We start from the raw sequence: 24547 nt of genomic DNA, 5'->3' as shown, positions 1-24547 counted from the left end.
CTAAGAAGTAAGTATTGGTGCAAGACGGTACAGCAGACGTCAGCCACCAATAGTAATGCTGACGAGAAAGGAGAACAAACACTATGGCAAACAAACGTGCACCTGATGCACCTGGCATGGCTGGGTACAGATCACGTAATCAAAGTGGACCATTACGTCAAAAACGTAGTGACACATTGGTTAAGACCATCGAGAAGCAATACAACGTGGACTTCAAAGTCCGTGATGATATGCAACTCGGCACCCTCTTGAAAAAGACAGGTGAAGGATCGCTCAACGATTTACTGCGTAAGCAGTAGTTGAGTGAGAGGAAAGGGCTACAACTCCCCACTCACTCGTATCATTGATTAGAGTATAGCATAAGTATAATCGTGCTTAATCGTGATTATAACTTCCCTTTCCGCCAGCTGGCGGAGTTGTGAGCCAAAAGAAAGTGAGTCAGAATTATCTGGCCATTTTATTTTATTGGTAAATTACAGCATGCATTTCTCTTATTTTACTCTAGTAGCCTCGCCCTAGTAGCTGATCATTTGCCAAGCAAAAGTGCCAACAAAAAAATGATTAACGCGGCTACAACTATGGCACCGCCAGCTGCAATTCCTACGTAAAATGCCATGAACAACCCGACGATAACGGCAATTACTGCAAAAAAGGTGGCTAACAAAATCGTTTGACCAAAACTTTGGCTAAATCGACTGGCTGCTATTACGGGAATAACCAAGAGCGCACTGATAAGTAGCCCCCCGACTATGCGCAGGCTTAAGACCACCACCAAAGCTGTCATAGCAGCCAACAAATAATTTAAGGCGCTTACTTTATAGCCGGCAATCCGGGCGCTATCTTCGTCAAATGCAATGTGTAAGAATGCTCGATAGTTTATGAGCAACAGCCCAATTACTACCGCTGCTGCGGCTAAAAGCACATAAATATCTTTTACGGCGGTAGTTGCAATGCTGCCAAAAAGATAGGAATTAAAATCTGCGCGCCCTCCTTGAGCTAGGTTTGCAAGCACTACGGCAATAGCCAGACCGCTACTCATTAAAATTGCTAAACTCGTTTCGCCGCTTACTTTTTTATTCTGACGCAAATATTCCATCACCAAGCCACCTGCCATAGTTACGGGTATAGCCAGAAAAATTGGCGTAGTGTTCAGTAGCAAACCAGCGCCTATACCAGCCAGGCTAACATGAGCTAGACTATCAGCTATCAAAGAATAACGACGAGCAACCAGAAAACTACCCATAAGCGGTACGGTAATAGCCACTAGTAGCCCTGCAACGAACGCACGCACCATAAAAGAGTATTGAAAAATCTCAAACATTTTTTGCGTCCTGGTGTTGGTGGTGTAATAAGACATGTTGTTGGTTGTATAGGCGCGGCATAAACTTGTCTTCCTCAAAGTGCTGAGGCGGACCATCGTACAATATACTGCGGTTGAGACACATAACACGGGTGACTACTTTTAGCACGGTATCTACGTCGTGAGAGACCATAACTACAGCTATACCTTTCTTATGGAGCCTAAACATCGTTTCAAAAAACTCAGCCTGAGAATTATTGTCTACGCCAGTGGTCGGCTCATCGAGTATAAGAATCGTTGGGTTGCTAGCTAGAGCTTTAGCAATCAGCACCCGCTGTTGCTGGCCACCAGACAACTCAGTAAAGCGCTTATGAGCGGCATTCTGCATGTTTACTTCCAAAAGTGCTTGTTTTGCCCGCTCGTTATTGCCACGTGCTCCAAGTTTTACCACTTCCAAAACAGAGAGCGGTACTTGGTTGTCGTGCGTGTAACCCCTTTGCGGTACGTAACCAATATTTTGCGGCTTCATGGATAGCTGCCCTTGCGTGGGCAGCATAAGTCCAAGCAAAACACGCAGCAGAGTTGTCTTGCCCGCGCCATTTGGACCAATTAAGCCGACAAACTCGCCAGCGTGAACACAGAAAGAAATATCTTCCAGTATAATGTTGCTGCCAATAGTCACGCCAATATTGTCGGCATCAAGTAGTAGCTTTTTACTGACATGCGAGGGCTGTTCGTAGATTGGCAAGGTTTTCTCGCTGGACACTAAGGTAGTCTTTGCCTTGTTTTTGGTCATCATCACTAACTCCTTCTACGGGATCGAATACCGCTGTTTTTGCACCTGTTTCGCTTGCTACCGTTTCGGCAAGTTTAGGACTCACTAAGCCTTCAAAGAAAACATATTTAATTTGTTTATCTTTGACAAGCTTTGTTAGGTCGGCAAGCTTGGCGGCGCTTGGTTCTTCACCCGGAGTAATACCGGCGATTGAAACAATATCTAAATTATACCTTTTTGCTAAATATCCGAAAGCAGCGTGCGAAGTAATAGCGCTTCGGCTTTGGCAAGTAGCAAGGCCAGTTTTGAAATCTTGGTCTAGCTGGGCAAGCTTATTGTTATATGCTTTAGCACGGTAGCTAAAATAATCTTTGTTTTTAGGGTCAGCCTTGATTAGTCCATCGCGAATGTTGTTCACAATTTGCTGAGCAAGTACTGGGTCAAGCAAAAAATGTGGGTCTTTAATGTCTTCGGAAAGCTCGCCAGTTTCTTCGTCCGAACCTTCGACAAAATCAATGCCGCTGCCTGCTTGCACGCCAATGCTCTTATAGTCGGCTATAAACTTGTCAACCCACGGTTCCATTGTGCCGCCGTTATAAACAAACACATTACTTTTTTGAGCTTCAACTAACTGCTGCGGGGAGGGTTCATAGTCATGAGGCTCAGAGCCAACTGGCGTTATGTTTTTCACGGATATCTTGTCACCGCCGACGTTTTTTGCAAAATCATAAAGTGGGTAATAACTTGCTACCACGCTTACTTTGTCATCAGTTTTGCTGTTTTGGTTTTTAGTCACTGCCAGGATTCCCACAATAAGTACCGCCACAATGGCGATTGCCGCTCCCAACCTCCAACTTCGTTCATTTTTCATCGTTTATAACTCCTTTAACAATTAATATCCCGTGCTCACAAATATCCGATTGTTTTTACTGATACCCAAGGCATTTCTCATAGAGCAATGATATATGATCCCTGCGATTTATTGCAAATCTTTTGCAATTTTGCTATAATTTTGCAAGATGAATCCGTTAGATAAGCTTAGTTCCCTGCTCAAAAACCAGGGCTATAGTGTAACTCGACCGCGCACAGTTGTGTTTCAAGTACTGATTGATGCGCATGATGCCCTGACTGTCGCTCAAATTATTGAAAAATCGAGCGAAGTGGATATGGTAAGCGTATATCGTACGCTACAGTTGTTTGAGAAGACCGGTGTGGCGCATCGAGTGTGGAGTGGGTTCAAAAGTAAAATTGAACTGAGTGAGGACTTTTCACCCCACCATCATCACTTTACGTGCAGCCGGTGTGGGTCGAGTGTAGCCATCAAAAGTGATGAACTAGAACGTAGTTTGCACGCATTAGAGACTGTCTATGGTTTTGCCTTAAAGCAACATTCGGTAGAATTAAACGGCTACTGCAATAAATGCCAACCTTAGACGGACTTACCAAGTGGCATCATACCATCCTAGGTCAAACCACCCCTTTCCTGCCCGCACGAAGCCGAACCTCATAAGTCACATTTACGGCGTCAGATGCGACCTTAGTTGGCTTACTGATTTAGGGCGGCGTAGCGGGTGGCGTATTCGCCGCTTGACTCAGCCTCACGCAAATATTTGACGTTCTCAACCAGCACTTCTTCAACCGCATCATTGCCCTCAAGAATGCCCGTGACTTCTTCGATAAATGCAGCCAGCGGCATAGCCGATGGGTCGGTAGCTTGCTGAGGGCCAGTGAGCTCGGTCTGGACATAGGGCGGAGCCAGTTCAATCACCTGCACGCCCTGAGATTTCAGTTGTGAGCGCAGCGACTGGGTGTAAGAATGGATGGCCGCTTTGGTGGCGCAATAGGTCGGGAACATCGATGTTGGCACAAATGCCAGGCCCGATGATACAGTCATAATGACCGGGTTCGTATTGGGCCTAATGACTGGCAACAGTTTGGAATTGAGCTCGATAACGCCGGTCAGATTGGTAGCGATCGTCTCTTTGGCGGTTTGGACATCGTTATTCCCGACTTCTTCGGGCCTCATAATACCCGCGTTTAAGATAACGGCATTGAGTTTTGGGTGCTCTGCCTTGACCCGCGCGACTAGAGCGTCGATTGAGGCACTGTCGGTGATATCGAGCTCGATTGACTGCATGCCTTCGTTCGTTGCGGTGACTGCGTCGAGCCGAGCTTTGTTACGCCCGGCAATGATGACGCGGTTGCCACGTGCGTGCAACATTTCTGCTAAACCTTGGCCGATGCCTGACCCGCCGCCGGTTACTAATACTGTGTTATTGGTTAATTTCATGACCTTACTCCTCTTGTTATTTTATGATTGCTATATTAAACATTGGCGTACCGAGTGCGTCCATCAGGCGAAGCCACAGCGGCAAATACATCTCGCTGCCTCGGGCGGTCGAAATATCGCCGAGGTCGATGATGGTGTGCCAGCCGTAGCTCTCGGCGAGCTCCGTTACTTGCTGTTTGGCCACAGCGTCATTGCCGCTGATGAAAAGTGCATGCTCACCGCTCGCGATGAGACTAGGCTCCACTTGCAGTGCCGCGGTGAGCGTGTTAAACGCCTTCACCACTCTAGCCTTCGGTATGGCCGCCTGTAGTTGCTCGCCAAGGCTGTCGGTATTACTAACAGAAAGGGTTGGCGGAAAGCCATGAGAAAAATCAAGCGGGTTGGCAATATCTATAACTATCTTTTTGCCAATCTGCTGATTGAGACCCGTAAGAACCAGCACCGACACTTCGCCGGATAGGGCGTTGATGATGATGTCGCCGAACTCGGCCGCTTCGTGGAACGGCATAAGTTGTACGCTCTGATTTTTTGCCAGCCAGTCGGCGAAAAGCTGGCCAGCGTTATCGGGCTTATCGCTCTTCTTGGTTGCCTCGACATCTTGCGTGCCGAGGGCGACCTCGTGGCCAAGCGCCACAAGCCGCCCAGCATGCGCTTTGCCGACCATGCCTGTTCCTAGTATTGCTATCTTCATTTTTGCCTCCTATACAGATTACTATTGAGCAGTTGTTCTGCTACCTTGCGGTTCTTTGTGATAGCTTCATCTAACTTCGTCTCATCGTTCTCGACGCGTGCTTGCCAGTACAATACCTTTGTCTGGATGTATTCATGTTGTAACTTCAGCGTCTTCAGCTTCTGAGCAAAGGCTTTTTCGTGCTCGACAAACATCTTCAGCGCTTCAACGGCATAGTTGTCGACGCTGCGAATATACTGTAGGTAACGGCGCATTTCCGAGATAGAAAAACCACAGGCGCTCAAATACGATAAAGATTGCAATGTGGCGACGTCATCTGCGCCATAGAGGCGGTGCCCGCTGTTTGCGTCTCTGCTGATAGGGCGTAGTAAACCGATTTTCTCGTAGTAACGAAGCGTGTGCTCACTCAAACCACTGAGCCGCGACGCTTCTTGTATTTCAACCGGATACTCAACATCACTTTTGTGACCCATAGCCATACTATAAATGACTTAGAGTACTCTAAGTCAAGTGGTCAATTAGCGGCAGCTCCTATACGATCCAGGAGGCGTATGTGCTACTTTATTCGTTATAGTGATAATAGGTTCAAGGACAGAAAAACGCATGCTGAATATTCGCCAATCCGACCGCAAACAGAGCTTATACTAAAAAATGCGCATGCATCGTTTGGCAAAGGCCACGTCTTGATTCCCCATTAGTCTTCCGACTAAACGGCCTCATTTAACTAAGTCTGGCTCTTTTCGATGCTGCTAGGCAGATATTTTACTTGTAAGCTATACTAAAGTTATGAAGTTATTCAACATCAAACCAGCTTACGCTCACTGCGACCTACCCTGCGGCATCTACGACCCAGCTCAAGCAAGGATTGAAGCAGAAAGTGTATTGGCAATACAAGAGAAAATGGAGGGTCTTGACCCTGACAATAGAATTCGTGCGGTTATTATCAAAGAACAGAGAGCAGAGCTAGTAAAACATCATCTGTGGGTTCTGTGGACTGACTATTTCAAACCACCACATCTGGAAAAATACCCCGACCTTCATGACAAAATATGGAGAGCTACCAAGCAAGCCGGAGAATGCAAGCACCATAGCGAACCCGAAGAAGGCAAAAAGTTACTAATAATGATAGACGAAATTGCCAAAATATTCTGGGAGACAAAAAAAGCATCTTAGTATGTTGCGTAGAGTAGTTGGAGCAAGTATGCTTCCAAGCCTCAGGCCTGGACAAATCATCTATGTTAGACGCTGGCGTTACGTTCCAAAAGTGAACGATATTGTCATGGTTAAGCATTGCGGACTCGAAAAAGTAAAAAGAATAACGGCCGTCGAGTCAGATGGTGTTTATGTGGTTGGCGATAACACTGATGCAAGTACTGATAGCAGGCATTTTGGCGTAGTGCCATTTGCTATGGTTATTGGTAAGGTATTTAAATTGCGGTAAGCCACTTGAGCATGCAAGCATCTTAGTACCCCAAATTTAGGGACCAAAAAAACTTCGTATTTATATGCACGAAGATGTTCGGCTGCATTTTTTGCACTAACGAAAATACCCTGTTAACATAAGCGTAATGATAAATGTAGATGCTGCGCGCGCATTGATGGCTGATAGCCTCGCATTTCATATAATTTTCGCACTACTTGGCGTAGGGCTTCCACCCGTAATTCTTTTAATGGAACAACTTGCGATACGTAGGAAAAATCCAATAATTATTGAGCACGCTAAGCGACTTTCGTATGCAACTCTTATTCTGGTCATTGCGGGGGTTGCTTCAGGTACAATAGTCGCCATACAAATGTCACTTATGTGGGCCGGACTAGTTAAGTTTGGTGGACGAGTTATGGGCCTTGCGTTTGGTTGGGAAGGTTATGCGTTTATGCTGGAAGCTGTATTTTTAGCCTTTTATGTCTCGACTTGGGGCAAGATCAAAGGCTGGAAACATTGGTGGCTCGGAGTTCCTGTGGCTCTTGGGTCCTTAGGATCTGCTTTTGCGATTACGCTCGGAAATGCGTGGATGCAAAATCCGGGGACATTAAATGTAGTTGACGGCGTTGTTCAGACGACTAATCCTCTTGCTAATTTATTATCAAGAACTGCATTGTTTATGGTTGGCCACTCAATTGCAGGGTATTATTTAGCAACGTTACTGTGTGTTCTAGGCATATACGCATTTTATACACTTAAGTTTAGGCCAGCGGGCAACGACAAAAATGCCGTACGGCAAATTATGTTCAGGCTCTCTGCAACAGCGGTAATTTTTATCGGTATTACAGGTATTATTGGACATTTTCAGACACAGTATTTGGCAAGATCTCAACCTCGTAAATTCGCAGCAATTGAGCTCAACGAGACAACACAAAAAAATGCTCCATACATTCTTGGCGGTCATTGGAATGAAGACGGCAAAGTCGAGGGAGGTGTAAAAATCCCAAACATGCTTAGCATTTTAGTAGGAGATAGCCCATCAACTGAAGTTAAGGGTCTACAGGATTTTCCGAAAGATACATGGCCAATGCTATTTATAAATTTCCTCTTTGAAGCCAAGCTTTTATTAGTCGGCTCGAGCGCAGTGATTACAGTTTTATTTACGGCACTACATTCAAAAAAGCTCAAGCAAAAGTATCGTGATTGGCGTTATAAAAAGCCGACATTAATCGCACTTTTGCCCCTAGGGCCGCTAGCAATTATCGTCGTAGAGCTTGGCTGGATGGTTGCAGAATTTGGGAGACAGCCTTTTATCGTCAATGGGTACCTACTAACTAGTGACGCGTTTACTGGGCAAATCGGTTCTTGGGGTTTCATTTTCCCCATTTTATATCTAATTTTATTTGCGGTTACTTCGCTGGCATTATGGATATTGTTTAAGAAACAAGGTGAGGTAAAACCTGCGAAAGGTTTGTATTGATGTCTGCCATTTGGTTTGTAGTTATACCGATTCTAGCCTATATCCCCATGTTCATAGTTGAAACATACATTTCACTGCGGCGCATCGGTAAGCCTCTAGACAAGGGCGGCGAGTATCTTCATGCAACATGGGAGGCCACCCACACGTTTTTGATCCTAGGGATTAATTACTTCATGTGGCTGTACAGCTCTGCAATTGTTGATGTCGCCACGAATGTGTTCATACCCCTAATTTCATTTGGTGCTTTTTTTATTGTTCGCGCAATAGTGTATCTATATTTGTTTTATCTTAAGAGGCCCGAAAAACCGAATTTATTTGTAGATTGGATTTTTGCTATATGTCACTTATTAATGCTGGTCTGTGTTACTTGGGTCGCTATTGTAACTATAATCATCTTGAGAAACAAGGCTTACACATCAAACGACATACTACTCCCGCTACTATATCCAGGATTATTTTTAATGATCCCGCTTATAAGTGTTCCGCTATATTTCTTGTATAAAACCAAGAAACAATAAGTCGGTTTAATACGTTCAAGACGAATACATTACTTGATCTTGCTTATTCTCAATTCTAGCTTCCTCTTCTGCCAGCCGCCAACTGGCGGAGTTTGAGTTATGAGCCAGATAAAGAAGGCAAAAAGTCCAACTTGCTCCAGATATTCGTATCTTCAGGAGATATGCTATGATATGTACGGTTGACTATACAAAATCGGGAGCTATTAATTGTTTATCAGAGACAAAGAACACACGGTGGTTAATACAGTGCGTGAAGCGCGCACTGCCCTTAAGATTACCCAAGACGAGCTGGCCGATAAGGTACAGGCGACTAGACAAACTATCATTGCTATCGAAAAAGGCAATTATGTGCCAAGTGTGCTGCTAGCGCTTAGATTAGCCGCTATACTAAACAAAAAGGTGGAGGAGATCTTTAAATATGAAAAAATATAAATCATTACTCGACGTCGTCCTTCTGCTTGGCCTCACTACCATTTCCCTTCTTGCGGTCGCCCCAAAAAAGTTTGTGATGCCCTCTAGTTTTCAGATGGTAATACTCACCGTCGTCCTCGGGCTTATCGCGATGTTTTTAGTTTTTTTGTGGCGTGAGCAACCAGTTGACGAGCGTGAAATACAGAACCAGGCACTTGCTAGTAGGTCGGCATACATTGCGGGTTCGTTGGTACTGATTGCTGCGCTGGTCATTCAAAGCCTACATCACGATCTTGACCCGATTGTCCCGGTTGCCCTGCTATCTATGATTGCTACCAAGATTGTCGTTCAACGTACAAAAGACGGCAGATAACTGTAAAGTCAACTTGACACAGGTCTTTGCTACAATTTATACTTTTTCTATACAACTAACTAAAAGCGGGGGTATCCATGAACAAGAAAACATCAGTAATTGTAGCTAGCATTGTCGGAGTATTATTGGTCGGCGGTGGAGTAATGGCCTACAACAATAATCGTAACGACAAAAAAGAACAAGAGAAAATGGCGATGGAGAAGAAGACTGAGGAAGAAGCTATGATGAAAAAAGATGAAGCCGCCGCTATGGAAAAAGATAAAATGGCGAGTGAGGGCGACGCCATGGCCGAGGGCGACGCCATGAGCAAGCACGGCTCGTATGTAACGCTTGCTGACTACAATAAAGACTCCAGTAAATATGCTGATTCAAAGAAAGTCTACTTCTTCCACGCAAGCTGGTGCCCTATCTGCCAAGGTATTGATAAAGAAATAAACGCTGATATGACAAAAATCCCAGCTGGTGTCACGCTAATAAAAACCGATTTTGACAGCTCGACCGACCTACGCCAAAAATACGGCGTCACCACCCAGTACACATTTGTGCAGGTTGATACCAATGGCAATGAAACAGCGCAGTGGTCTGCAACTTCGCTTACTAAAGCCATTGACAGTATAAAGTCGTAAGGTACGAAATATGCTGGTAACGGCACTACTTTCATATGTTGCGGGGCTGCTGACGGCTCTAGCCCCGTGCGTACTGCCACTACTGCCAATCATCCTCGGCGGCAGTTTTGTGGCAGAGAAAAAGGACAAGTGGCGGCCATATATCATCACAGCTAGCCTGGTTGTTTCACTTATCCTATTTACTCTGCTTCTCAAGGCTTCAACCATATTTATAGGTATTGACCCAAAAGTCTGGACGATTGGCTCAGGGATTCTGGTAATCATCCTAGGTATTTTTATGCTACTGCCTGATTTATGGGCACAAATCATCGGAAGGCTGGGCATTGAACACAGGACTCAAGGTTTACTCGGTAAAGCCTACAAACAACAAAATGGCACATTGTCGGCAGTTCTCATTGGTGCGGCGCTAGGCCCCATTTTTAGTAGCTGTAGCCCAACCTATGCTTGGGTAATTGCCACCGTGTTACCTTCAAGCACATTACTCGGGATGTTTTACCTGACGTGTTACGTCCTCGGGGTGGCTACGGCATTGTTGGCCATAGCGCTACTTGGTCGTAGGTTGCTAGAGCGTATCAAGTGGGCAAGCAACCCCAGGGGATTGTTCCAAAGAGGCATCGCTGCTTTGTTCATTTTGGTTGGGATACTTGTTGCAACTGGGCTAGACAAAAAAATACAAACTTATCTAGTGGAAAAAGATTTTATCAACATAAAGCTACTAGAAGAAAAACTAGTTCCAAAAAGTGATAATTCGTCACATTCAAATAGCGCTGCCGACACAAATAAAGAAAGATTTAATGTCGATGCTTATGATGCGCCGGAGCTAAAAAATATTGCAGAGTGGATAAATAGCGACCCACTGAGCATTAAAGGCTTAAGAGGAAAAGTGGTACTTATAGACTTCTGGACGTATTCCTGTATTAATTGCCAACGGACTCAGCCATACTTAAATACTTGGTACGACAAGTACAAAGATGATGGATTTGTCATCGTTGGCGTGCATGCTCCAGAGTTTGCTTTTGAAAAAGTTACCGAAAACGTCAAGCGCGCGGTAGTTGAAGCGAGCATTAAGTACCCAGTAGCTTTGGATAACGACTTTGCTACCTGGCGAGCGTACCAAAATCGCTTCTGGCCCGCTAAATACTTGATCGACAAGGATGGCCAGGTTCGGTACACGCATTTTGGTGAGGGCGACTATGCCGAAACCGAGAAAACTATCCAAGAATTACTTAAGGAATCCGGAAAATCAATTACAGAAAAAATTGAAATAGAACGTAGCGCAGGCTCGGCAGCCGGCGAGCAAACACCAGAAACATACCTCGGCTACGACCGCGCCGAACGCTTTGCTAATGCCGCCCAGTTTATGGGCGATCAACCCGTAGACTATTCCCTTGCGAGTGAACTAAAAGAACACGAGTGGTCGCTGGGTGGGCAATGGCAAATAAACGATGAGTCTAGCCAAAGCCTTTCGGGCGAATCAAGGCTAAGAATAAACTTTTCTGCCAAAGAAGTCTACCTCGTCATGAGCGGTCCACCCGGATCGCTCGTCGAAGTATCCGTTGAGGGTGAGGGTTCCCCGGGCGGAGCCGATGTTAACCCAAAAAAACAAGTGAGCCTGAGCGGCGCTCGCCTATACAAAATCGTGAACTTAGATAAATTTATGTCCAACCAGATGCTAACTTTGACATTTCAATCGGGCGTCACCGTCAACGCATTCACTTTTGGTAGCTAAACAATACTACCCTAGCTTTTTGTCCTATACGATACCGCGTCGTGTTGTACCCATCCTGAAAGCATATTAGCTATGAGCGGCCACTATCGCGAGGTAGGATTTTTTGATAACTGCTGCAAGTTTGGTTTGATCAATCTGATTTAGGCGTTTTAGGTACACGCAGGACTTGCCCGAACCAGCCACGGTCATGCCACTTAATTCTTCTTTATACTTATCTTGTCCGTCCATAAGGTATAGCGTCATGCCGCCCTTTCTTGGGGCAAAGGCCACTGGCGGCCAGTCGCCACTGCGTCCACTGGCGTATTTGTAGGTGTATTTGCCAAAGCCAACGATTTTGTTGCCCCATCGAGCTGGTTTTTCGCCCGTAGATTTTGACATTAAATCGCACAGCCTCTTGGCGTCGTCGATATCTTCTGCCGGAAAGCTTTGAATGAAGTCTTCGACCGAATCATCACGCTGCTGAGTCTTTAGTTGTTGTGCCATATAGACATAATACACTCTTACTAACTACCATTACCATTTTTCAAAACAGCAACATATTTTGCCCTGTAGTATTATAGGTTCATGAATATTCATCAATTAGCTGACGGAACCGTACACAATTTACCCAACGACCTCAAAAAAGCTATTTTGGCTGATCAAAAAATGCTTGAGATGTGGCAAGATATTACGCCACTGGCGCGCAATGAGTGGATTTGTTGGGTCGAAGAAGCCAAAAAGGCCGAAACGCGCTCTAGAAGAATTGAAGTTGGCAAATCCAAAATGCATTCTGGCATGCGCCGACCATGCTGCTGGCAGGGCTGTTCGCATCGACCTGGCAAAAAACCTTGGGTCAAGAAGTAATTTCATCTTTCTGCAACTCCTATAACAGACGTAAGCATTTAGTGATCCAATGTTATAATTACAATAATGAAGTTAAACTTTGACGCTATAAAATCTACACGTTTTTCTGTGCTTATTGTAGTTTGTGCGATAACATTTGCAGCTGGTCTTTTAGTTGCTTCAAGCTATACCTCTAGCATATACACAAACGTAAGTCCTTCGTACAAACCTAGCTCCCAGATCGCAAAAAATGAGTTATTTTTTTCTGCTGTGGGCGACTTCGATATCGGTGAGAGATTCGGTCAGACTCTCGACAACCTAGCCAATGGCAAGCCTCACTTTGTTCTTGCGCTGGGTGACTTTAGCTACAGCAAAACAAGCGAAAAGGAATGGTGTAATCAGATTAACGCCAAAGTAAATGCCCCGTTCCAGCTTGTTGCTGGCAACCACGATATAGAACCATTAGCAAAAATTGAGAAATTTTCGGCTTGTCTGCCAAATCGTATACCAAACTTAGTTGGCTCATACCCTGATTCGTACTACTTTGACTACCAAAAACTTGCGAGGATGATCGTAATCTCGCCCGATATCGAAGTGGGTGGTCACAAAGCTAAATTTACTAAGGATGATCCCGATTACACCTGGCTAAAAGAAACAATCTCAGAAGCTAAAAAGCAGAACATTTCATGGGTAGTCGTAGCAATGCACAAGAACTGCATAAGCGTTGGTATAAAAAGCTGTGAAATCGGGCAAGATCTTAGCGACCTACTGGTCAGCCAGAAAGTAGACTTAATTCTACAAGGTCACGAACATGCCTATATGCGCAGTAAGCAGTTGGTAATATCTGATGATTGCAAAACAATATCGCCACTCAGTATTAACCCCGAAAGTTGCGCAAAGTCAGCGAAAAACGGCAAGTTCATTAAGTCTGAAGGAAGTGTCTTAGCAATTGTTGGAAGTGGCGGCGCGGAGGAACGTCCCATAAATATGAACTCCGCTAGTCTCAACCTCTTTGAATCTTACTATGGTGGTAACAGTGATTCGGTTTATGGAGCACTCCAAATTAGCGTTAGTAGCGATAGGCTAGTAGCTAAGTTCGTACAAAATCAAACTAGCGAAATTAAAGATAGTTTCACTATTGCGTCTGAGTAAGTTACTTAGCTTTCCAGCGTTCAAGGCGGGGGAGTTGTTTCTGGGCCAGCCAGCGCATAATCCGCCCACTACCGTTTTCAACCAAAGTATCATCAACAATCTTTTTCATATCATCGATGGTACGATTGGGGCCTAAAAAAGCGCCGCTTTCATAACACAATTTGCACCATTTTTCGCTCTTACTGCCGTCGGCTTCGGACCCACGGCAGTCTCCAGCTTTTCTGGTTTGTAGCGGCATCCCACAACTTTGACACTGTTTGGCCATAGTTATCTCCTTGTTTGGTTTACACAAATTTAATTAAAGTGAAGAAGGTATGAAGCTTTAAGCTTGTCTTTGTAGTCAGCGCTAGCGCCGGCAAGGTTAACACCGGAAAGCATAAAAACCACGTTGCCTTTACGGACAAACATTTGTCGATTCTTAGGGCTGTCGGTATTTTGGGTAAAATGAAACGCCTGGTCACCAACACCCGCTATATCTTCTCTGATGTAATAAACTTTGTCACCATATTTTTCGGTGCTAAGAGTGTCGGCAATGCTTTGCTTCGCAGAGTCAACGCTAGGGTGTTCCCGATATTCAATGGCAAAAGTTGCGCCTTGGCCGCTGTCGGTTTCGTTGTAGGTGCAAGAATAAAGTTTGCCTCCGCTGGTTGAAAGCTGGCTGACCTTATTTATGTCTGTATCAACAAACGGCACGCCCCATATTTTTTGTAGCTCTGAGAAGTTGTAGGTAGAGCAGTCAGCTTGTTGACCAACTGTCTGCGCCATAAGTTTTAAGCCATTATCCGCTTCTGTTGGCTTTTGTTCCTGCGAAGTATTATTGGCACTAGTAGAATTGTTGGTTGATTTGGTATCGTCCTTGTCTTTGCCCATCAACCAAAATACACCACCACCAACAAGCACTATAGCTACTAATGTCATGACTATTTTGTTCTTCATCTAGACTCCCCTTAATTAATGCTTAAATAATACCAACCCAAGCAAATAGATTCAAACTCCAGCTTAGCCGCTCTGTGCTAGACCCCGTACTTTGCCCTCAAACGATCTTGATTAATGCCATTCTCGATGTTAGTAAACCCCATTTGTCTAAAGAATGGAATTGCCGAATTGCTGCGAGAGCCGCTTCTGCAGTAAACGATTAGCCGCGTCTCTTTGTCGACATTTTTTAACTCTTCCGGCGTACCGCTAACAAACTTTTCGGGCGGGATATTGATGGCGCCATTTATATGACCGCTGGCAAATTCAAACGGTTCTCGTACGTCAATTATCACTACTTTCATGATCTCATTATCCCATAACGGACTCTAGAAAATAATGTTGGTTTTCGGTAATGCCGCCTTGAGGCTTTGGATTTTGTCTGTCGAAATTGGGTTGGCAGTAAGGTTTAGCAGCTTTAGATTCTTGAGATTTGCTAGTTCATTTGGCAGATCAGTAATCTGATTGTAGCTGTAATCAAGACTTTGGAGGTTTTTTAGCTGCCCTATCTCGGCAGGTATGCCTGTCATCTTATTGTAGCTCGCATCAAGAATTTTGAGATTTTGCATTTGCCTAATCTCGCCTATGAGGCTACCCTCAAGCTGATTGTGGTCAAGTTTTAGAGTAGTCAGATTAACCATTCTGCCCATTTCGCTGGGCAGACTCTTTAGACTGTTGTTAGAAAAAACCAAAACCATAGTATCTGTTTGGTTGTAAATTTCTGAGGATACCTGGCTCAAATTTTGGCCTGCTTTATTAAGCTCGCCTTTGGAGGCTGTCGTAGTAGAGGTAATGTTGGGCTGTTCATTGTCTTTTTTTGAAAGTACGTAAAATATAAAGCCAGTAAATACTATCACCATCATTAGGCCCGCGAATATTTTTTTGCTCATAAGTCTATCTTACCATCTCTAGCAAGCGCCGTATTGATTGATGTTTTGGGTAATAGGTTGAGTTTATTAAGCTAATCATCGTGGCCAGAGCCAGAGCCGCCTGAATCTGAGCTGCCGGAGCCAGAGCTTCCTGAATGCGAATCATCACCGCTTCGTTGATCACTACTTCCTGAATCGCTGCCAGACTTTTCATCTTCTGTCTCTATTTCGTTATTAGAATCGTCACTGCTGCTCTCAGTCTTAGTAGTGCTATCAGCGGTTTTTACTCGGACAACCGAACCATCGGTAGCGTTTACGTCTACACGGCTGCCATCCGCAAAACGTACGCTGTAGACAACGATTCCGTCTTCAACTTCTAGCTCGATCTTTACCACGGTTTGGCCTGGTCGTTTTGCTTGAGCCGTGGTGCGAGCCTGATCAAGCGTTACCGCTGGTTTAAAGTCTGCTGGCACTGCCTCATCTTTTTCTGCTGTTTCGTCAATTGGCTTAACAACTAGTTGGCCGGTTTTGGCATCATAAAGCTTAAAACTACCGTCAGCGAAACGTACCTTATAGTACAAAACACCTTCTTCATTCTCTAACTCAATGCCAGTTATCTGGGCTGTTGGATTTTCGGCTAAGGCTGTTGCACGTACGGATTCCATGCTGACTAAACCTTCGAGGTTGCTAGGTAGCGCCGAGCTTCTCTCGCTAACCTTACGGGCGTGGTTAGAGGCCAGAACCCCAGTCACCGAGCCTACGACAATCAATACGGCCAGCGCGGCCACACCGGGGACGGTATTTAACGTTTTGAGAAATGATAACTTGTTAGCTGACTTTTTATTCGTTTTTGCCATAATTGCGCTTCCTTCCTGAATTCTTAATATTTCGTTTTTGAGTTTTCGACGAAATGCAGGATTAATCACCAAGCGATCATCGTGGACTACACGCCTTAAGTCGCGGGGCATTTTCTTCATGCTATCTCCTCTCCATCCAAAAACGGACTTTTTATATTTTGCCTCAACCGAGCGATAGCCCGACGGTAAGTAACCTTTACATAGTTGACGTCTCGGTCGATTGCCTCGGCTGTTTGCCGCACGTTTAGGCCATCGAAAATCCTTAAAGTTAGCACGGCTTGCTGTTTGGGCGGCAAACGGTCTATGAAGGGCTTCAGCCGATCATGGGTGCTGCCCGCTAGCTCAAACTCAAGCGTTTCAGTTTGCGCATACTCTTCAAAGTTTTCAATCGACTCTAAGCTTTGCACCTGCTGCTTGTACTTGTCTTTTAGAAACTCCGTCCAGTTGTTGCGCATAATTCCGTAAAGGTACTTCTGGGGATTATCGATTTTTTTACTACCTAAACTCTCAACCAAAGCTACGAAGGTTTGGCTGGTCAAATCTTCTGCTATGTGCCGGTTGAGCGTTTTTATGTAAAAGAACTTGTAAACTTTCTCTACATACTGATCGTAAAAATCGCCGATATTCATACCCCTACTATACATGTAGAAAACGGGGTACAAAATAGGCCTCTCCCAGAGTGAAATACTGCTAGGGCTATTGGCAAGCAGGGTTGCCCCCCACTTTATTGATCTTCTTTTATACAACCCCCCGAGAGACTTGTTGCATAAAAACACTACGAAACTAAAATGACCCCTTTTTTGAGGGGTCATTTTTGTTACTTAGCACTTGCAGCTTTGGCAAGTACAGCCGCTGCATTGGCATCCGTCCATGTCCTTCTCTCCTTTATTTAGTTTGGTTAGCATGGCCATTAGTTCTTGGCCGCGTGATGAAAGCGAATAATATACTTTCAGCCCCTTCTTTTCTGAAACGACCAAGCCTGCTTCTCGTAAGTCGGCAATGTGGTGCGACAGTAGGCTTTGTGAAACACCAGGTAGGTGGCACATGCAGTCTCCAACACAATGCGGTCCTTTACTCCTTAGGGTATGCAAAACTTTAAGACGAGTAGGATCACTAAGTAGTTTCATAAGCGCGACTAACTCATCGAGTGATTGCTGCGACATACACGCTTCAGTAGTATATGAACTCATATTCATATACTACAGTCGTGCCTCCCTTAAGTCAAGAGCAACATTGTTTAAGGTTTATTCTTTGAAACAAAAAGACCTACTAAATCAGCATTCCCTACTAGTATCTCTGGGCTTGTCCAGTCGACAGCTTGGCCGTCTAAACCTACTATTTTTGCACCTGCTTCTTTGGCTATTAAGAACGCTGCGGCATTGTCCCAAGGCTTTAAGCCATCATGAAAGAACAGATCAAATTTGCCGCAGGCGGCATCACACATCGCCAACACCGCACTGCCTTGGACGTCGAACCAAGTTTTGCCTAAATTCAAAAGCATCCTAATGTTTCGGTTATCGTTTTCCTCGTACGTGTTACAGGTACAGACACGCGTACCCATATCAAAAGCCTTGGCATTGCCAACAGATATATTTTGGCCATTGAGCGTAGCACCTCTGTGTTTTTCAGCAATGTATGTATCACCATTGTAAGGGTTCAGCACCCCACCCAGCAGCACTTCGCCCTTGTCAACATATGCAAGTGAGATTGCCGAATAGTTAAAACCTCTTTTGAAGTTATTTGTGCCATCAATCGGATCAGTCACCCAGCCAGTGAAACTAGCTGTACCCTGCTGTAGCATTTTTTTGTAATCGCTCGACTCTTCGCTCATTACCACATCGTCAGGAAAAATCTGTTTGATGGTATCAATAATGACCTTCTCACTAGCAAGATCAGCAGCCGTCAGTAAATCACCTGCGTTTTGCTTGGTTTCTGTCTTGACGTTCTTATGGTCGAACCGCAGCACAGCTTCTTTGGCGAGCTACAAAGCCTTAACTAGTACGTCTTTTTTCATCATTGTTATAGTACACGTTCAACAGTTCTTCTGCCAGTATGTCTAGCGTATCAATGATCTTCGGATTGTTGTTGCTTTCACCAAAAACTAACGGCAGCTCAGTGCAACCCAAAATTACTCCATCAAGTCTGTTCTCAGCCATGAATTGACTAACACTTTTTCTGAAACCAAGTTTTTCCTGCGCTGTAATGTTGCCACTTATTTGGTTCAATATGCACTCCTCTGCTTGTCGAGCTAATCCCGTATTAGGACGAATAATCAAAGATGGCGTCAATGCTTCGTCAAACATCCTTGAGCGGAGTGTGTTTTTTGTACCAATGAGACCTACTTTTGTAAATCCTAATTGTCCAATCCTCTCAGTGACTATCTCTGGGATAGATAAAAAAGGCAAGCTACTAGAACGTTTTATCGCTGGCAGAAAAATATGGGCAGTATTACATGCAACTGCAGCAATAGTACAGCCAGATTGCTCTAGTACCTTCGTCTTTGAAATCAGAATTTGCCTGACTCTATCAAGGTTTTCTTCACCATCAATAAAGTTTGGCACCCGAATATTTAACAGTACAATTTCTGGGAAATCGTCATCAAATTTTACACCTTCTTGTTTCGATCTTTTTTGTATTATTAGATCCAAAAGCTTTGCGCTTGCTTGTGGCCCGAGACCACCTAAAATTCCAATTGCGGACATAGTAAAAAACCCTTTCTAAGGCTTTTGTAAGTTAATATTATAGGTTTTATGCAAAAAAATAAGGACTTAGCTGACTAAGCCCCGTGGTAAAAATAGACATGAGCAAACAGAGATCGTATGTTTAATGACATGTTGCTCACTTTCATAGCGTTATAATAACATAACAATTATCGTAGCGCAAGCAATTTGCTATACTACACTTATGGCTAAGATAAAGCTGGTTATCTTCGATATAAACCACACATTGATCGATGATAATTCATGGGAGAAACTCAACACCGCGTTTGGCATGACCAGAGAAGAAGATGAAAGGTTGTGGCTTGCAAACCAAAAAGGCGAACTTTCAAACAGCCAGTGGGTAAGAGAAGTTAATGCAATCTTCAAAAGTCACAAACAAGCCAATTTCGATAAATACCTAGAAGTTTGCAACAGCTACACTTGGAAGCCGGGTGCAAGAAAAATTGTAAAAACCCTAAAAGAAGCTGGCTACAGGATTGCACTAATTTCTGGGGCGCCAGATGAAGTAGTGCACAGTATCACTAGTAATCTAGGTGGCATCGACTATAAGTATTCTGGAGCAGATGTTGTTTTTGACAAAAACGGTACGTTTGTAAGCTTCACCTACCATGATGAAGAAGAAAAGCTGAAACAAAAACAGTTACAAGACTTAGCTAGAGATTCCGGCATTGATCCAAGTGAAATGGCAGTTGTCGCAGATGGGGCAAACGACAAGCCCCTGTTTGAAAAATGCGGAGTTTCGATCACGTTTAAAAATTCAAAACTAGAATCCATTGCAACAAATATCGTTTCGAGCCTACCTGAGATAGAAACGATATTACTCCCCATATAATCTAAAGTTTTATAACCATTGCCATGAAACTAGCCCGCAACTCCAAGCTAATTTTAAGTTTTATTTTGTACCTTGAGTTTATAAATAATTCAGTAAAGGAATAAAATATGGCTAAAAAAGTCATTACGACAGAAGAGATAATCGATGAAGAGGCTTTGAGCTCGCCGATCAGCTCGACTAAAAGGATTGAGACGAGTCTTGCTGCCAATGCAATCAACGGCAACAGCAAACTAATTGTCGGCACGCTCGCGCTTATAGCACTCTGTGCTATAAGTTTCTGGGCCGGACGAGAAACTGGATTTAACGACCATCACGACGTTATGAGGGGACGGATGCAAAGCAGAAATATGATGTTTGATCGAGATCCAAATAATTTTGATGGCCCAAGGGGCGGCTTACGATACAATACTCGTCAAGTGCCTACACAGGCCCCATCTACAAACCCGACTACAGCTCCCAGCAATACGATCAACTAGCCACAGCTTGCCAAAATTACGTCCGATTACTGTACAATACTCTTAGAAGGAGTAAGCATGGACTTTGTTAAAAATTTTGTTGTAACGGGTGTAATAATGGGTGCGTTTGATGCGGTATGGCTGAGTGTGATCGCCAAGAAATTTTACCGATCACAGATTGGTGGCCTGCTGCTCGAAAACCCTAACATGTTAGCGGCACTACTATTTTATATAATCTACGTTATTGGGATTGTTCTGCTGGTTATCAACCCAGCAATTGAAAAGAGCTCTCTGTCTCACGCTGTGAAATACGGCGCTGTTTTTGGCTTTGCTGCTTATGCAACCTATGACCTAACTAACCTAGCCACTTTAAAAGGCTTCACTAGCACAGTAGTGATCGTAGATCTTATCTGGGGAACACTACTCACAGCGACTGTAGCAGGCCTAGCATTTACGGTGCTAAATAGATGATAAAAAGAGCTTTTGTTGGGTTTTTTGTCATTTATCTTGGCGCTTGTTTTTATACTCTGATGATTAATAACATGCTTGGAAGCTTGCTTGGCAGAATGGCGGTCTGTTTTTTGAGCGCAGTAGTTGTCATGAGTGCAGTATTCTTGGTAGCTAACCGCAATAAGCGTTACGACTACATTGACGCTGGTTGGGGCCTATCTTTTATTGCCATTGCCTGGACTGGGTTCTTTTTGCAGAAAGGTACAATCAGCCAGTTCGACCCACAGCTTTTAGTTTGTGCTCTAGCAAGCATCTGGGGGTTCCGACTTTTTTGGCACATCAGCCGGCGCTTGCAAAGATCTAGCATTCAAGATCGCCGTTACACCGAACTAATGAGCGATTGGCCAGACCAAAAAGCGTGGCGAGTTTATCTAAGACTATACCTAACGCAGGCGGCCTTGGCACTGATAGTAGGCATTGCTGTAATTCACATAACTCTGGCCAGTGATGCTAATTGGACAATTTGGACTACATTAGGGCTTATCATATGGCTAAAGGGTTTTGCCTTTGAGTCAATTGGTGACTGGCAACTTAAACAATTTTTATCAAAGCCAAGCAACCACGGTAGGCTTATGACTAGTGGTCTATGGAGCATTACGCGTCATCCAAATTACTTCGGCGAAATCACTATGTGGTGGGGAATTTCAGTTATGTCTCTGGGTACGGCCCACGGCTGGGTTGGGATTGGCGGGGCTGCTTTTATTACATACCTGATTGTTTTTATCTCTGGCCTACCACTAGCCGAAAAAAGCTCAAGCAAGCGCCCGGGCTGGAAGGATTATAAAGCCAAAACCGCGCCGCTCATACCATTTGTTAAATGACCATCACATCAAACGACCCACTACAGCCAGGCTACTGCTACAAGCTTACTGCGGCAGTTGGCCAGCTAGATTTTAAGCCGCAGTTAACGCCCCGACAAATGTTAGAACTAGGTGTCTTTGGCGGCAACTACTTTGAAGGTGAGATAGAAGAGTATCCTGCCAGCTGGTTCAAGAATGCCAAACTGTCAAATTATGGGCATGATTCACACCTAAACTACTTTGATATCGACGCCTCACAAACCCGACAGCAGTGGCAAGCTAATGGCTGGATCAGTCCAGAGGATCCACGAGGCTGGTTTCAGTGGTACTGCAGGTACTTTATGGGGCGGCGATTACCAAAGGAAGATACACGTCAAATAAATCGTTGGCGGCAAATGTCTCGTCACCTAGCGCAGGTTCAAGCTAGCTGTGTGCCTGGCGACCAGCTTTGCCGTCGCCGGCAAAGACAAGCTCTACTTCACTGGGCGTATGACAGTAGAAATATTTAATTTCTTGCCAGACTTCGAGCTGTCTTCCTACGATAAACAAGATTAAGCGCAATTGCCAAGCCACTCAACAAAAAACCAAAACTAGTTGCAGTTAATGGATTGTTTGAGCCGGTGCTCGCAAGAGTACCAGACAACTTGGTAAGCGTTACGGCAGTAGCAGTATAGTTAATGCGATAAGAAACGCCGCTCACTGTAACTACAGCCCCATCTGCTAGTCCGTTAAAAGTACCTGACACACTTGTAGCTGTTAGGATTGTGAATACAGTACCATCTGCCGGTGTAACAGTGGATACAATATTCAAGCTAGCATTACCAAGCACCGCTGCGCCCGTAACTGTGGTTCGGTCGTATTGAGTGCACGCTGTCGTGCCTGCAATTTCTTCTGTGAAGACTGCACCTGCGTTAAGTGTAAGTGTCGTCATGGTCATACAGCCAGGGCTGTTACCGACGTTTACGGCACCACCATTAGCAACCGTAGTTACACCCGCGACTCCCGTCCCTTTTAGCACTGTTCCGTTTGAAACGGTGAAGCGGGCTTCATCATAGTTTGAGCTGCTGCCCATCACCAACGAGCCAGCATCGACCGTAATAATGGGTCGCACTGCACTTGTGAAGGAGTCTTTATCTACAGAACCAGTCAGCGTCAGTATGCCACTACCGGTTTTACGGAAAAATGTTTGGTCCAAAACAAAGTTGCTAAATTGTCCTATGCGTCCCCCGAAGGTGAAATCACTATTTGATGCAACATTGAGGGCTGCCGAATGACCAATAGTTATATCGCCATCGCCGGTAACATAGCCAACAGTTTCAGTTGAGCCGCTGCCAATTGCTAATACACCCTTTGAACTGCCGTTATTTGTGAGTGTGATGTGTGATGTATCGGCAATACTTTGACTAAACGATGTCTCAACATGACCATCATCAGTACCATCGCCAGCAATAACTAAATCACCCGTAATTGCCGTTACGTTTGCTGCTTTTGCGGGAAATAATCGGGCTCCTGTGACAGTGACTGTACCAACATAGGTGTTGGCTGATGCACCGCTCATGTCAAATCCTGCTGCGCCAGTGACCCCAGTAAATGTCATATTGGCCGTACCAGATATCACGCCGGCAAGCCTTAGCACCGAGCTACCTGCAAGACCGTTACCAAAAGTTGTGTCGCCATTAAGCGTAATGTTACCTGTCAAAGTCACACTATTAGACGTATCGTAAATATAGATAGCGCCGTCAATGCCTGTATCGCCTGCACCATTTACAGAAATATCTTCGTCTATCGTTATATCGCCGGCAATACTCTCAAACGTAAGCGACGCCCCACTATCTATATAGGTATCTCCAGCGGTAGTCCCTAGTGAACTATCATTGAGCGCTACTATGCGACCACCTGGATTTGCCAGTGTCGAACCAGCGTACGTATTTGCGCTGCTAAGCACAAGAGCATGATTACTAATCACATTACCCGAGCCGGAAATAATTCCGTTTTGGATTACTTCAGCGTTTCCGCCAAAGTTCATAGTACCAGTACCCAGATTCATGGTTCCGTTCAAAACAAGTGATGCCGACGCACCAGGCTCAATGATTGCCGACGCACTCGCCCCCGAAATTGCAATGTTCCCAGAGATTGTTGCTGTCTGATCTTGAGTAGAGATCGTCGCTGTCGACTCATAGAATTCAATGTCGTTGGCAAATGTTGCTGCTGTATCAAATCGAAGATCAGCATTATTACGCAGCTCGACAAGATTGCCCGCATCACCAAGACAAGTTGCAGACTCACAGATAATGGTATGCGCAAAGAGGGTAGCTCGATTGGTCGTTGTAAAGGTGTTAGCTCCTCCGAGGCGAACCGTTCCACCTGATGTCGATGTAACAAAGTAGTTCGTGCTTCCGCTTATTGACCCTGCCATGTTTAAGTCGGAGCCAGGACCAGCCGAGAGGCTGAAGTCTTGTCCGACATTTAGGTTAAGCGTTGTTGGGCCTGTCACCGCATTCCCTGTACCTGTACTCCTATAGGTCGCACTACTACCGTTGACTGTCGTGCTAATGGCCCAGTTGTTGTTTGAGCCCCACATGCTCAGGCTCTGCGCACCTGTTGGCGTCAGGTTAATCGAGTTGCCGCTCACCACATAACCACTGCCGTTAAACTGCACGCTATCAAGGTTCAAGCCTGCAATATCGTTCACATTAGGGTTCGTATTACTCGCTCCGGAAGCAAAAATCAGCGAGTCGCCACTTTCTGGCACACCGCCGTTGTCACAGCCCGACCAGTTGCCTCCATTGCTCCAGGTGTTATTAACAGCGCCAGTCCAGGTACAGGTGTCGGCTGCCGCGTGGACCTTGCCGAAAAGTGCTAGAGGGCTTAATAAGACCGTTAGGCTCGCTAGTAGGTAACTTATTTTCTTTTTCACGAAAAATCCTCCTAAAATATGAACT

The 24547-nt window shown here is 44.8% G+C and carries 34 protein-coding genes; 17 read left to right on the top strand and 17 right to left on the bottom strand.

Going from position 1 to position 24547, the window contains the following annotated elements; all coding sequences use genetic code 11:
• Positions 1 to 116: 116 nt before the first annotated feature.
• Positions 117 to 299: a hypothetical protein gene (locus IPO96_02405; GenBank protein QQS65407.1), complete on the top strand. Its 183-nt coding sequence runs from the start codon at positions 117 to 119 to the stop codon at positions 297 to 299.
• Between the two features lie 227 nt (positions 300 to 526).
• Here IPO96_02405 and IPO96_02400 read toward each other — a convergent pair whose 3' ends face one another.
• The 3 genes from IPO96_02400 to IPO96_02390 are packed head-to-tail and all read right to left on the bottom strand — an operon-like array spanning position 527 to position 2946.
• Positions 527 to 1321, bottom strand: coding sequence for a metal ABC transporter permease (locus tag IPO96_02400; GenBank protein QQS65383.1), 795 nt, complete (start codon positions 1319 to 1321; stop codon positions 527 to 529).
• Positions 1314 to 2066, bottom strand: coding sequence for a metal ABC transporter ATP-binding protein (locus IPO96_02395; protein QQS65382.1), 753 nt, complete (start codon positions 2064 to 2066; stop codon positions 1314 to 1316). The genes IPO96_02400 and IPO96_02395 overlap by 8 nt, the downstream gene beginning before the upstream one ends.
• Positions 2014 to 2946 carry a zinc ABC transporter substrate-binding protein gene (locus IPO96_02390; GenBank protein ID QQS65381.1) on the bottom strand — a complete coding sequence of 311 codons (933 nt, stop codon included), beginning with the start codon at positions 2944 to 2946 and terminating at the stop codon, positions 2014 to 2016. Before IPO96_02390 ends, IPO96_02395 begins: the two co-directional genes overlap by 53 nt.
• Before the next feature lie 148 nt (positions 2947 to 3094).
• Between IPO96_02390 and IPO96_02385 the strand changes: the two genes are divergently transcribed.
• Positions 3095 to 3508: a transcriptional repressor gene (locus tag IPO96_02385; GenBank protein QQS65380.1), complete on the top strand. Its 414-nt coding sequence runs from the start codon at positions 3095 to 3097 to the stop codon at positions 3506 to 3508.
• A 113-nt stretch (positions 3509 to 3621) separates the two neighbouring features.
• On the opposite strand, the gene IPO96_02380 is transcribed toward IPO96_02385, so the two are convergent.
• From IPO96_02380 to IPO96_02370, 3 genes are read right to left on the bottom strand one after another with little or no spacing between them, the layout of a single operon-like run.
• Complete coding sequence (locus tag IPO96_02380; GenBank protein QQS65379.1) at positions 3622 to 4365, bottom strand: SDR family NAD(P)-dependent oxidoreductase; 744 nt, start codon at positions 4363 to 4365, stop codon at positions 3622 to 3624.
• Positions 4366 to 4381: 16 nt separating this feature from the next.
• Entirely contained in the window at positions 4382 to 5056 is a 675-nt protein-coding gene (locus IPO96_02375) for an NAD(P)-binding domain-containing protein (protein QQS65378.1), read from the bottom strand.
• Positions 5053 to 5529, bottom strand: coding sequence for a MerR family transcriptional regulator (locus IPO96_02370; protein QQS65377.1), 477 nt, complete (start codon positions 5527 to 5529; stop codon positions 5053 to 5055). Before IPO96_02370 ends, IPO96_02375 begins: the two co-directional genes overlap by 4 nt.
• Positions 5530 to 5842: 313 nt before the next feature.
• On the opposite strand from IPO96_02370, the gene sodN reads away from it, so the two are divergent.
• From sodN to IPO96_02330, 8 genes are all read left to right on the top strand, one after another.
• Complete coding sequence (sodN, locus tag IPO96_02365; protein ID QQS65376.1) at positions 5843 to 6229, top strand: superoxide dismutase, Ni; 387 nt, start codon at positions 5843 to 5845, stop codon at positions 6227 to 6229.
• A 1-nt stretch (position 6230) separates the two neighbouring features.
• On the top strand, positions 6231 to 6497 hold the full coding sequence (gene sodX, locus IPO96_02360; protein QQS65375.1) for a nickel-type superoxide dismutase maturation protease: 267 nt from the start codon (positions 6231 to 6233) through the stop codon (positions 6495 to 6497).
• Between the two features lie 127 nt (positions 6498 to 6624).
• Positions 6625 to 7959, top strand: a complete 1335-nt coding sequence (locus tag IPO96_02355) for a cytochrome ubiquinol oxidase subunit I (GenBank protein ID QQS65374.1) — start codon at positions 6625 to 6627, stop codon at positions 7957 to 7959.
• On the top strand, positions 7959 to 8477 hold the full coding sequence (locus IPO96_02350) for a hypothetical protein (GenBank protein QQS65373.1): 519 nt from the start codon (positions 7959 to 7961) through the stop codon (positions 8475 to 8477). Before IPO96_02355 ends, IPO96_02350 begins: the two co-directional genes overlap by 1 nt.
• A 234-nt stretch (positions 8478 to 8711) precedes the next feature.
• Positions 8712 to 8909, top strand: a complete 198-nt coding sequence (locus tag IPO96_02345; protein ID QQS65406.1) for a helix-turn-helix domain-containing protein — start codon at positions 8712 to 8714, stop codon at positions 8907 to 8909.
• Positions 8896 to 9261, top strand: coding sequence for a hypothetical protein (locus IPO96_02340; protein ID QQS65372.1), 366 nt, complete (start codon positions 8896 to 8898; stop codon positions 9259 to 9261). The genes IPO96_02345 and IPO96_02340 overlap by 14 nt, the downstream gene beginning before the upstream one ends.
• A 77-nt stretch (positions 9262 to 9338) precedes the next feature.
• Positions 9339 to 9887, top strand: a complete 549-nt coding sequence (locus IPO96_02335) for a thioredoxin family protein (protein ID QQS65371.1) — start codon at positions 9339 to 9341, stop codon at positions 9885 to 9887.
• 10 nt (positions 9888 to 9897) lie between these two features.
• Positions 9898 to 11616, top strand: a complete 1719-nt coding sequence (locus IPO96_02330; GenBank protein QQS65370.1) for a cytochrome c biogenesis protein DipZ — start codon at positions 9898 to 9900, stop codon at positions 11614 to 11616.
• A gap of 66 nt (positions 11617 to 11682) precedes the next feature.
• Here IPO96_02330 and IPO96_02325 read toward each other — a convergent pair whose 3' ends face one another.
• The gene (locus tag IPO96_02325; GenBank protein ID QQS65369.1) at positions 11683 to 12099 is read right to left on the bottom strand and encodes a DUF1801 domain-containing protein; all 417 of its coding nucleotides are present in this window, start codon (positions 12097 to 12099) and stop codon (positions 11683 to 11685) included.
• A gap of 81 nt (positions 12100 to 12180) precedes the next feature.
• Between IPO96_02325 and IPO96_02320 the strand changes: the two genes are divergently transcribed.
• Together IPO96_02320 and IPO96_02315 are read left to right on the top strand one after the other, a co-directional pair.
• Positions 12181 to 12459: a YdeI/OmpD-associated family protein gene (locus IPO96_02320; protein ID QQS65368.1), complete on the top strand. Its 279-nt coding sequence runs from the start codon at positions 12181 to 12183 to the stop codon at positions 12457 to 12459.
• A 66-nt stretch (positions 12460 to 12525) separates the two neighbouring features.
• Positions 12526 to 13590: a metallophosphoesterase gene (locus IPO96_02315; GenBank protein QQS65367.1), complete on the top strand. Its 1065-nt coding sequence runs from the start codon at positions 12526 to 12528 to the stop codon at positions 13588 to 13590.
• A 1-nt stretch (position 13591) separates the two neighbouring features.
• On the opposite strand, the gene IPO96_02310 is transcribed toward IPO96_02315, so the two are convergent.
• From IPO96_02310 to IPO96_02270, 9 genes are all read right to left on the bottom strand, one after another.
• On the bottom strand, positions 13592 to 13855 hold the full coding sequence (locus IPO96_02310; protein ID QQS65366.1) for a zinc ribbon domain-containing protein: 264 nt from the start codon (positions 13853 to 13855) through the stop codon (positions 13592 to 13594).
• Positions 13856 to 13884: 29 nt separating this feature from the next.
• Positions 13885 to 14526 (bottom strand): hypothetical protein, encoded by a 642-nt coding sequence (locus IPO96_02305; protein ID QQS65365.1) that lies wholly within the window; start codon positions 14524 to 14526, stop codon positions 13885 to 13887.
• 77 nt (positions 14527 to 14603) lie between these two features.
• Complete coding sequence (locus IPO96_02300) at positions 14604 to 14867, bottom strand: rhodanese-like domain-containing protein (protein ID QQS65364.1); 264 nt, start codon at positions 14865 to 14867, stop codon at positions 14604 to 14606.
• Between the two features lie 24 nt (positions 14868 to 14891).
• Positions 14892 to 15452, bottom strand: coding sequence for a leucine-rich repeat domain-containing protein (locus tag IPO96_02295; GenBank protein QQS65363.1), 561 nt, complete (start codon positions 15450 to 15452; stop codon positions 14892 to 14894).
• Positions 15453 to 15523: 71 nt separating this feature from the next.
• Positions 15524 to 16408 (bottom strand): PepSY domain-containing protein, encoded by an 885-nt coding sequence (locus IPO96_02290; GenBank protein QQS65362.1) that lies wholly within the window; start codon positions 16406 to 16408, stop codon positions 15524 to 15526.
• On the bottom strand, positions 16405 to 16917 hold the full coding sequence (locus tag IPO96_02285) for a sigma-70 family RNA polymerase sigma factor (protein QQS65361.1): 513 nt from the start codon (positions 16915 to 16917) through the stop codon (positions 16405 to 16407). Before IPO96_02285 ends, IPO96_02290 begins: the two co-directional genes overlap by 4 nt.
• A 192-nt stretch (positions 16918 to 17109) precedes the next feature.
• Positions 17110 to 17478: a winged helix-turn-helix transcriptional regulator gene (locus IPO96_02280; protein ID QQS65360.1), complete on the bottom strand. Its 369-nt coding sequence runs from the start codon at positions 17476 to 17478 to the stop codon at positions 17110 to 17112.
• Between the two features lie 47 nt (positions 17479 to 17525).
• Positions 17526 to 18254, bottom strand: coding sequence for a hypothetical protein (locus tag IPO96_02275; protein QQS65359.1), 729 nt, complete (start codon positions 18252 to 18254; stop codon positions 17526 to 17528).
• 25 nt (positions 18255 to 18279) lie between these two features.
• The gene (locus IPO96_02270) at positions 18280 to 18990 is read right to left on the bottom strand and encodes an aspartate/glutamate racemase family protein (GenBank protein ID QQS65358.1); all 711 of its coding nucleotides are present in this window, start codon (positions 18988 to 18990) and stop codon (positions 18280 to 18282) included.
• 202 nt (positions 18991 to 19192) lie between these two features.
• Between IPO96_02270 and IPO96_02265 the strand changes: the two genes are divergently transcribed.
• The 5 genes from IPO96_02265 to IPO96_02245 all read left to right on the top strand — a co-directional run bounded on the left by IPO96_02265 (position 19193) and on the right by IPO96_02245 (position 22114).
• On the top strand, positions 19193 to 19840 hold the full coding sequence (locus IPO96_02265) for an HAD family phosphatase (GenBank protein ID QQS65357.1): 648 nt from the start codon (positions 19193 to 19195) through the stop codon (positions 19838 to 19840).
• Positions 19841 to 19947: 107 nt separating this feature from the next.
• Positions 19948 to 20316, top strand: a complete 369-nt coding sequence (locus tag IPO96_02260) for a hypothetical protein (GenBank protein ID QQS65356.1) — start codon at positions 19948 to 19950, stop codon at positions 20314 to 20316.
• Positions 20317 to 20373: 57 nt separating this feature from the next.
• A complete protein-coding gene (locus IPO96_02255; GenBank protein ID QQS65355.1) occupies positions 20374 to 20766 on the top strand; it encodes a DUF2177 family protein in 393 nt (130 codons plus the stop codon).
• Positions 20763 to 21626, top strand: coding sequence for a DUF1295 domain-containing protein (locus tag IPO96_02250; GenBank protein ID QQS65354.1), 864 nt, complete (start codon positions 20763 to 20765; stop codon positions 21624 to 21626). Before IPO96_02255 ends, IPO96_02250 begins: the two co-directional genes overlap by 4 nt.
• Entirely contained in the window at positions 21623 to 22114 is a 492-nt protein-coding gene (locus tag IPO96_02245) for a hypothetical protein (GenBank protein ID QQS65353.1), read from the top strand. Before IPO96_02250 ends, IPO96_02245 begins: the two co-directional genes overlap by 4 nt.
• Here the strand turns inward: IPO96_02245 and IPO96_02240 are convergent.
• A complete protein-coding gene (locus IPO96_02240; GenBank protein QQS65352.1) occupies positions 22111 to 24522 on the bottom strand; it encodes a hypothetical protein in 2412 nt (803 codons plus the stop codon). The two genes, IPO96_02245 and IPO96_02240, sit on opposite strands and share 4 nt — an antisense overlap.
• Positions 24523 to 24547 lie beyond the last annotated feature (25 nt).

Source organism: Candidatus Saccharibacteria bacterium, from assembly GCA_016700315.1.
Classification (GTDB): Bacteria; Patescibacteriota; Saccharimonadia; order Saccharimonadales; family SZUA-47.
The sequence above is the reverse complement of the archived record's forward strand: the minus strand, read 5'-3'. Positions and strand labels throughout refer to the sequence as shown.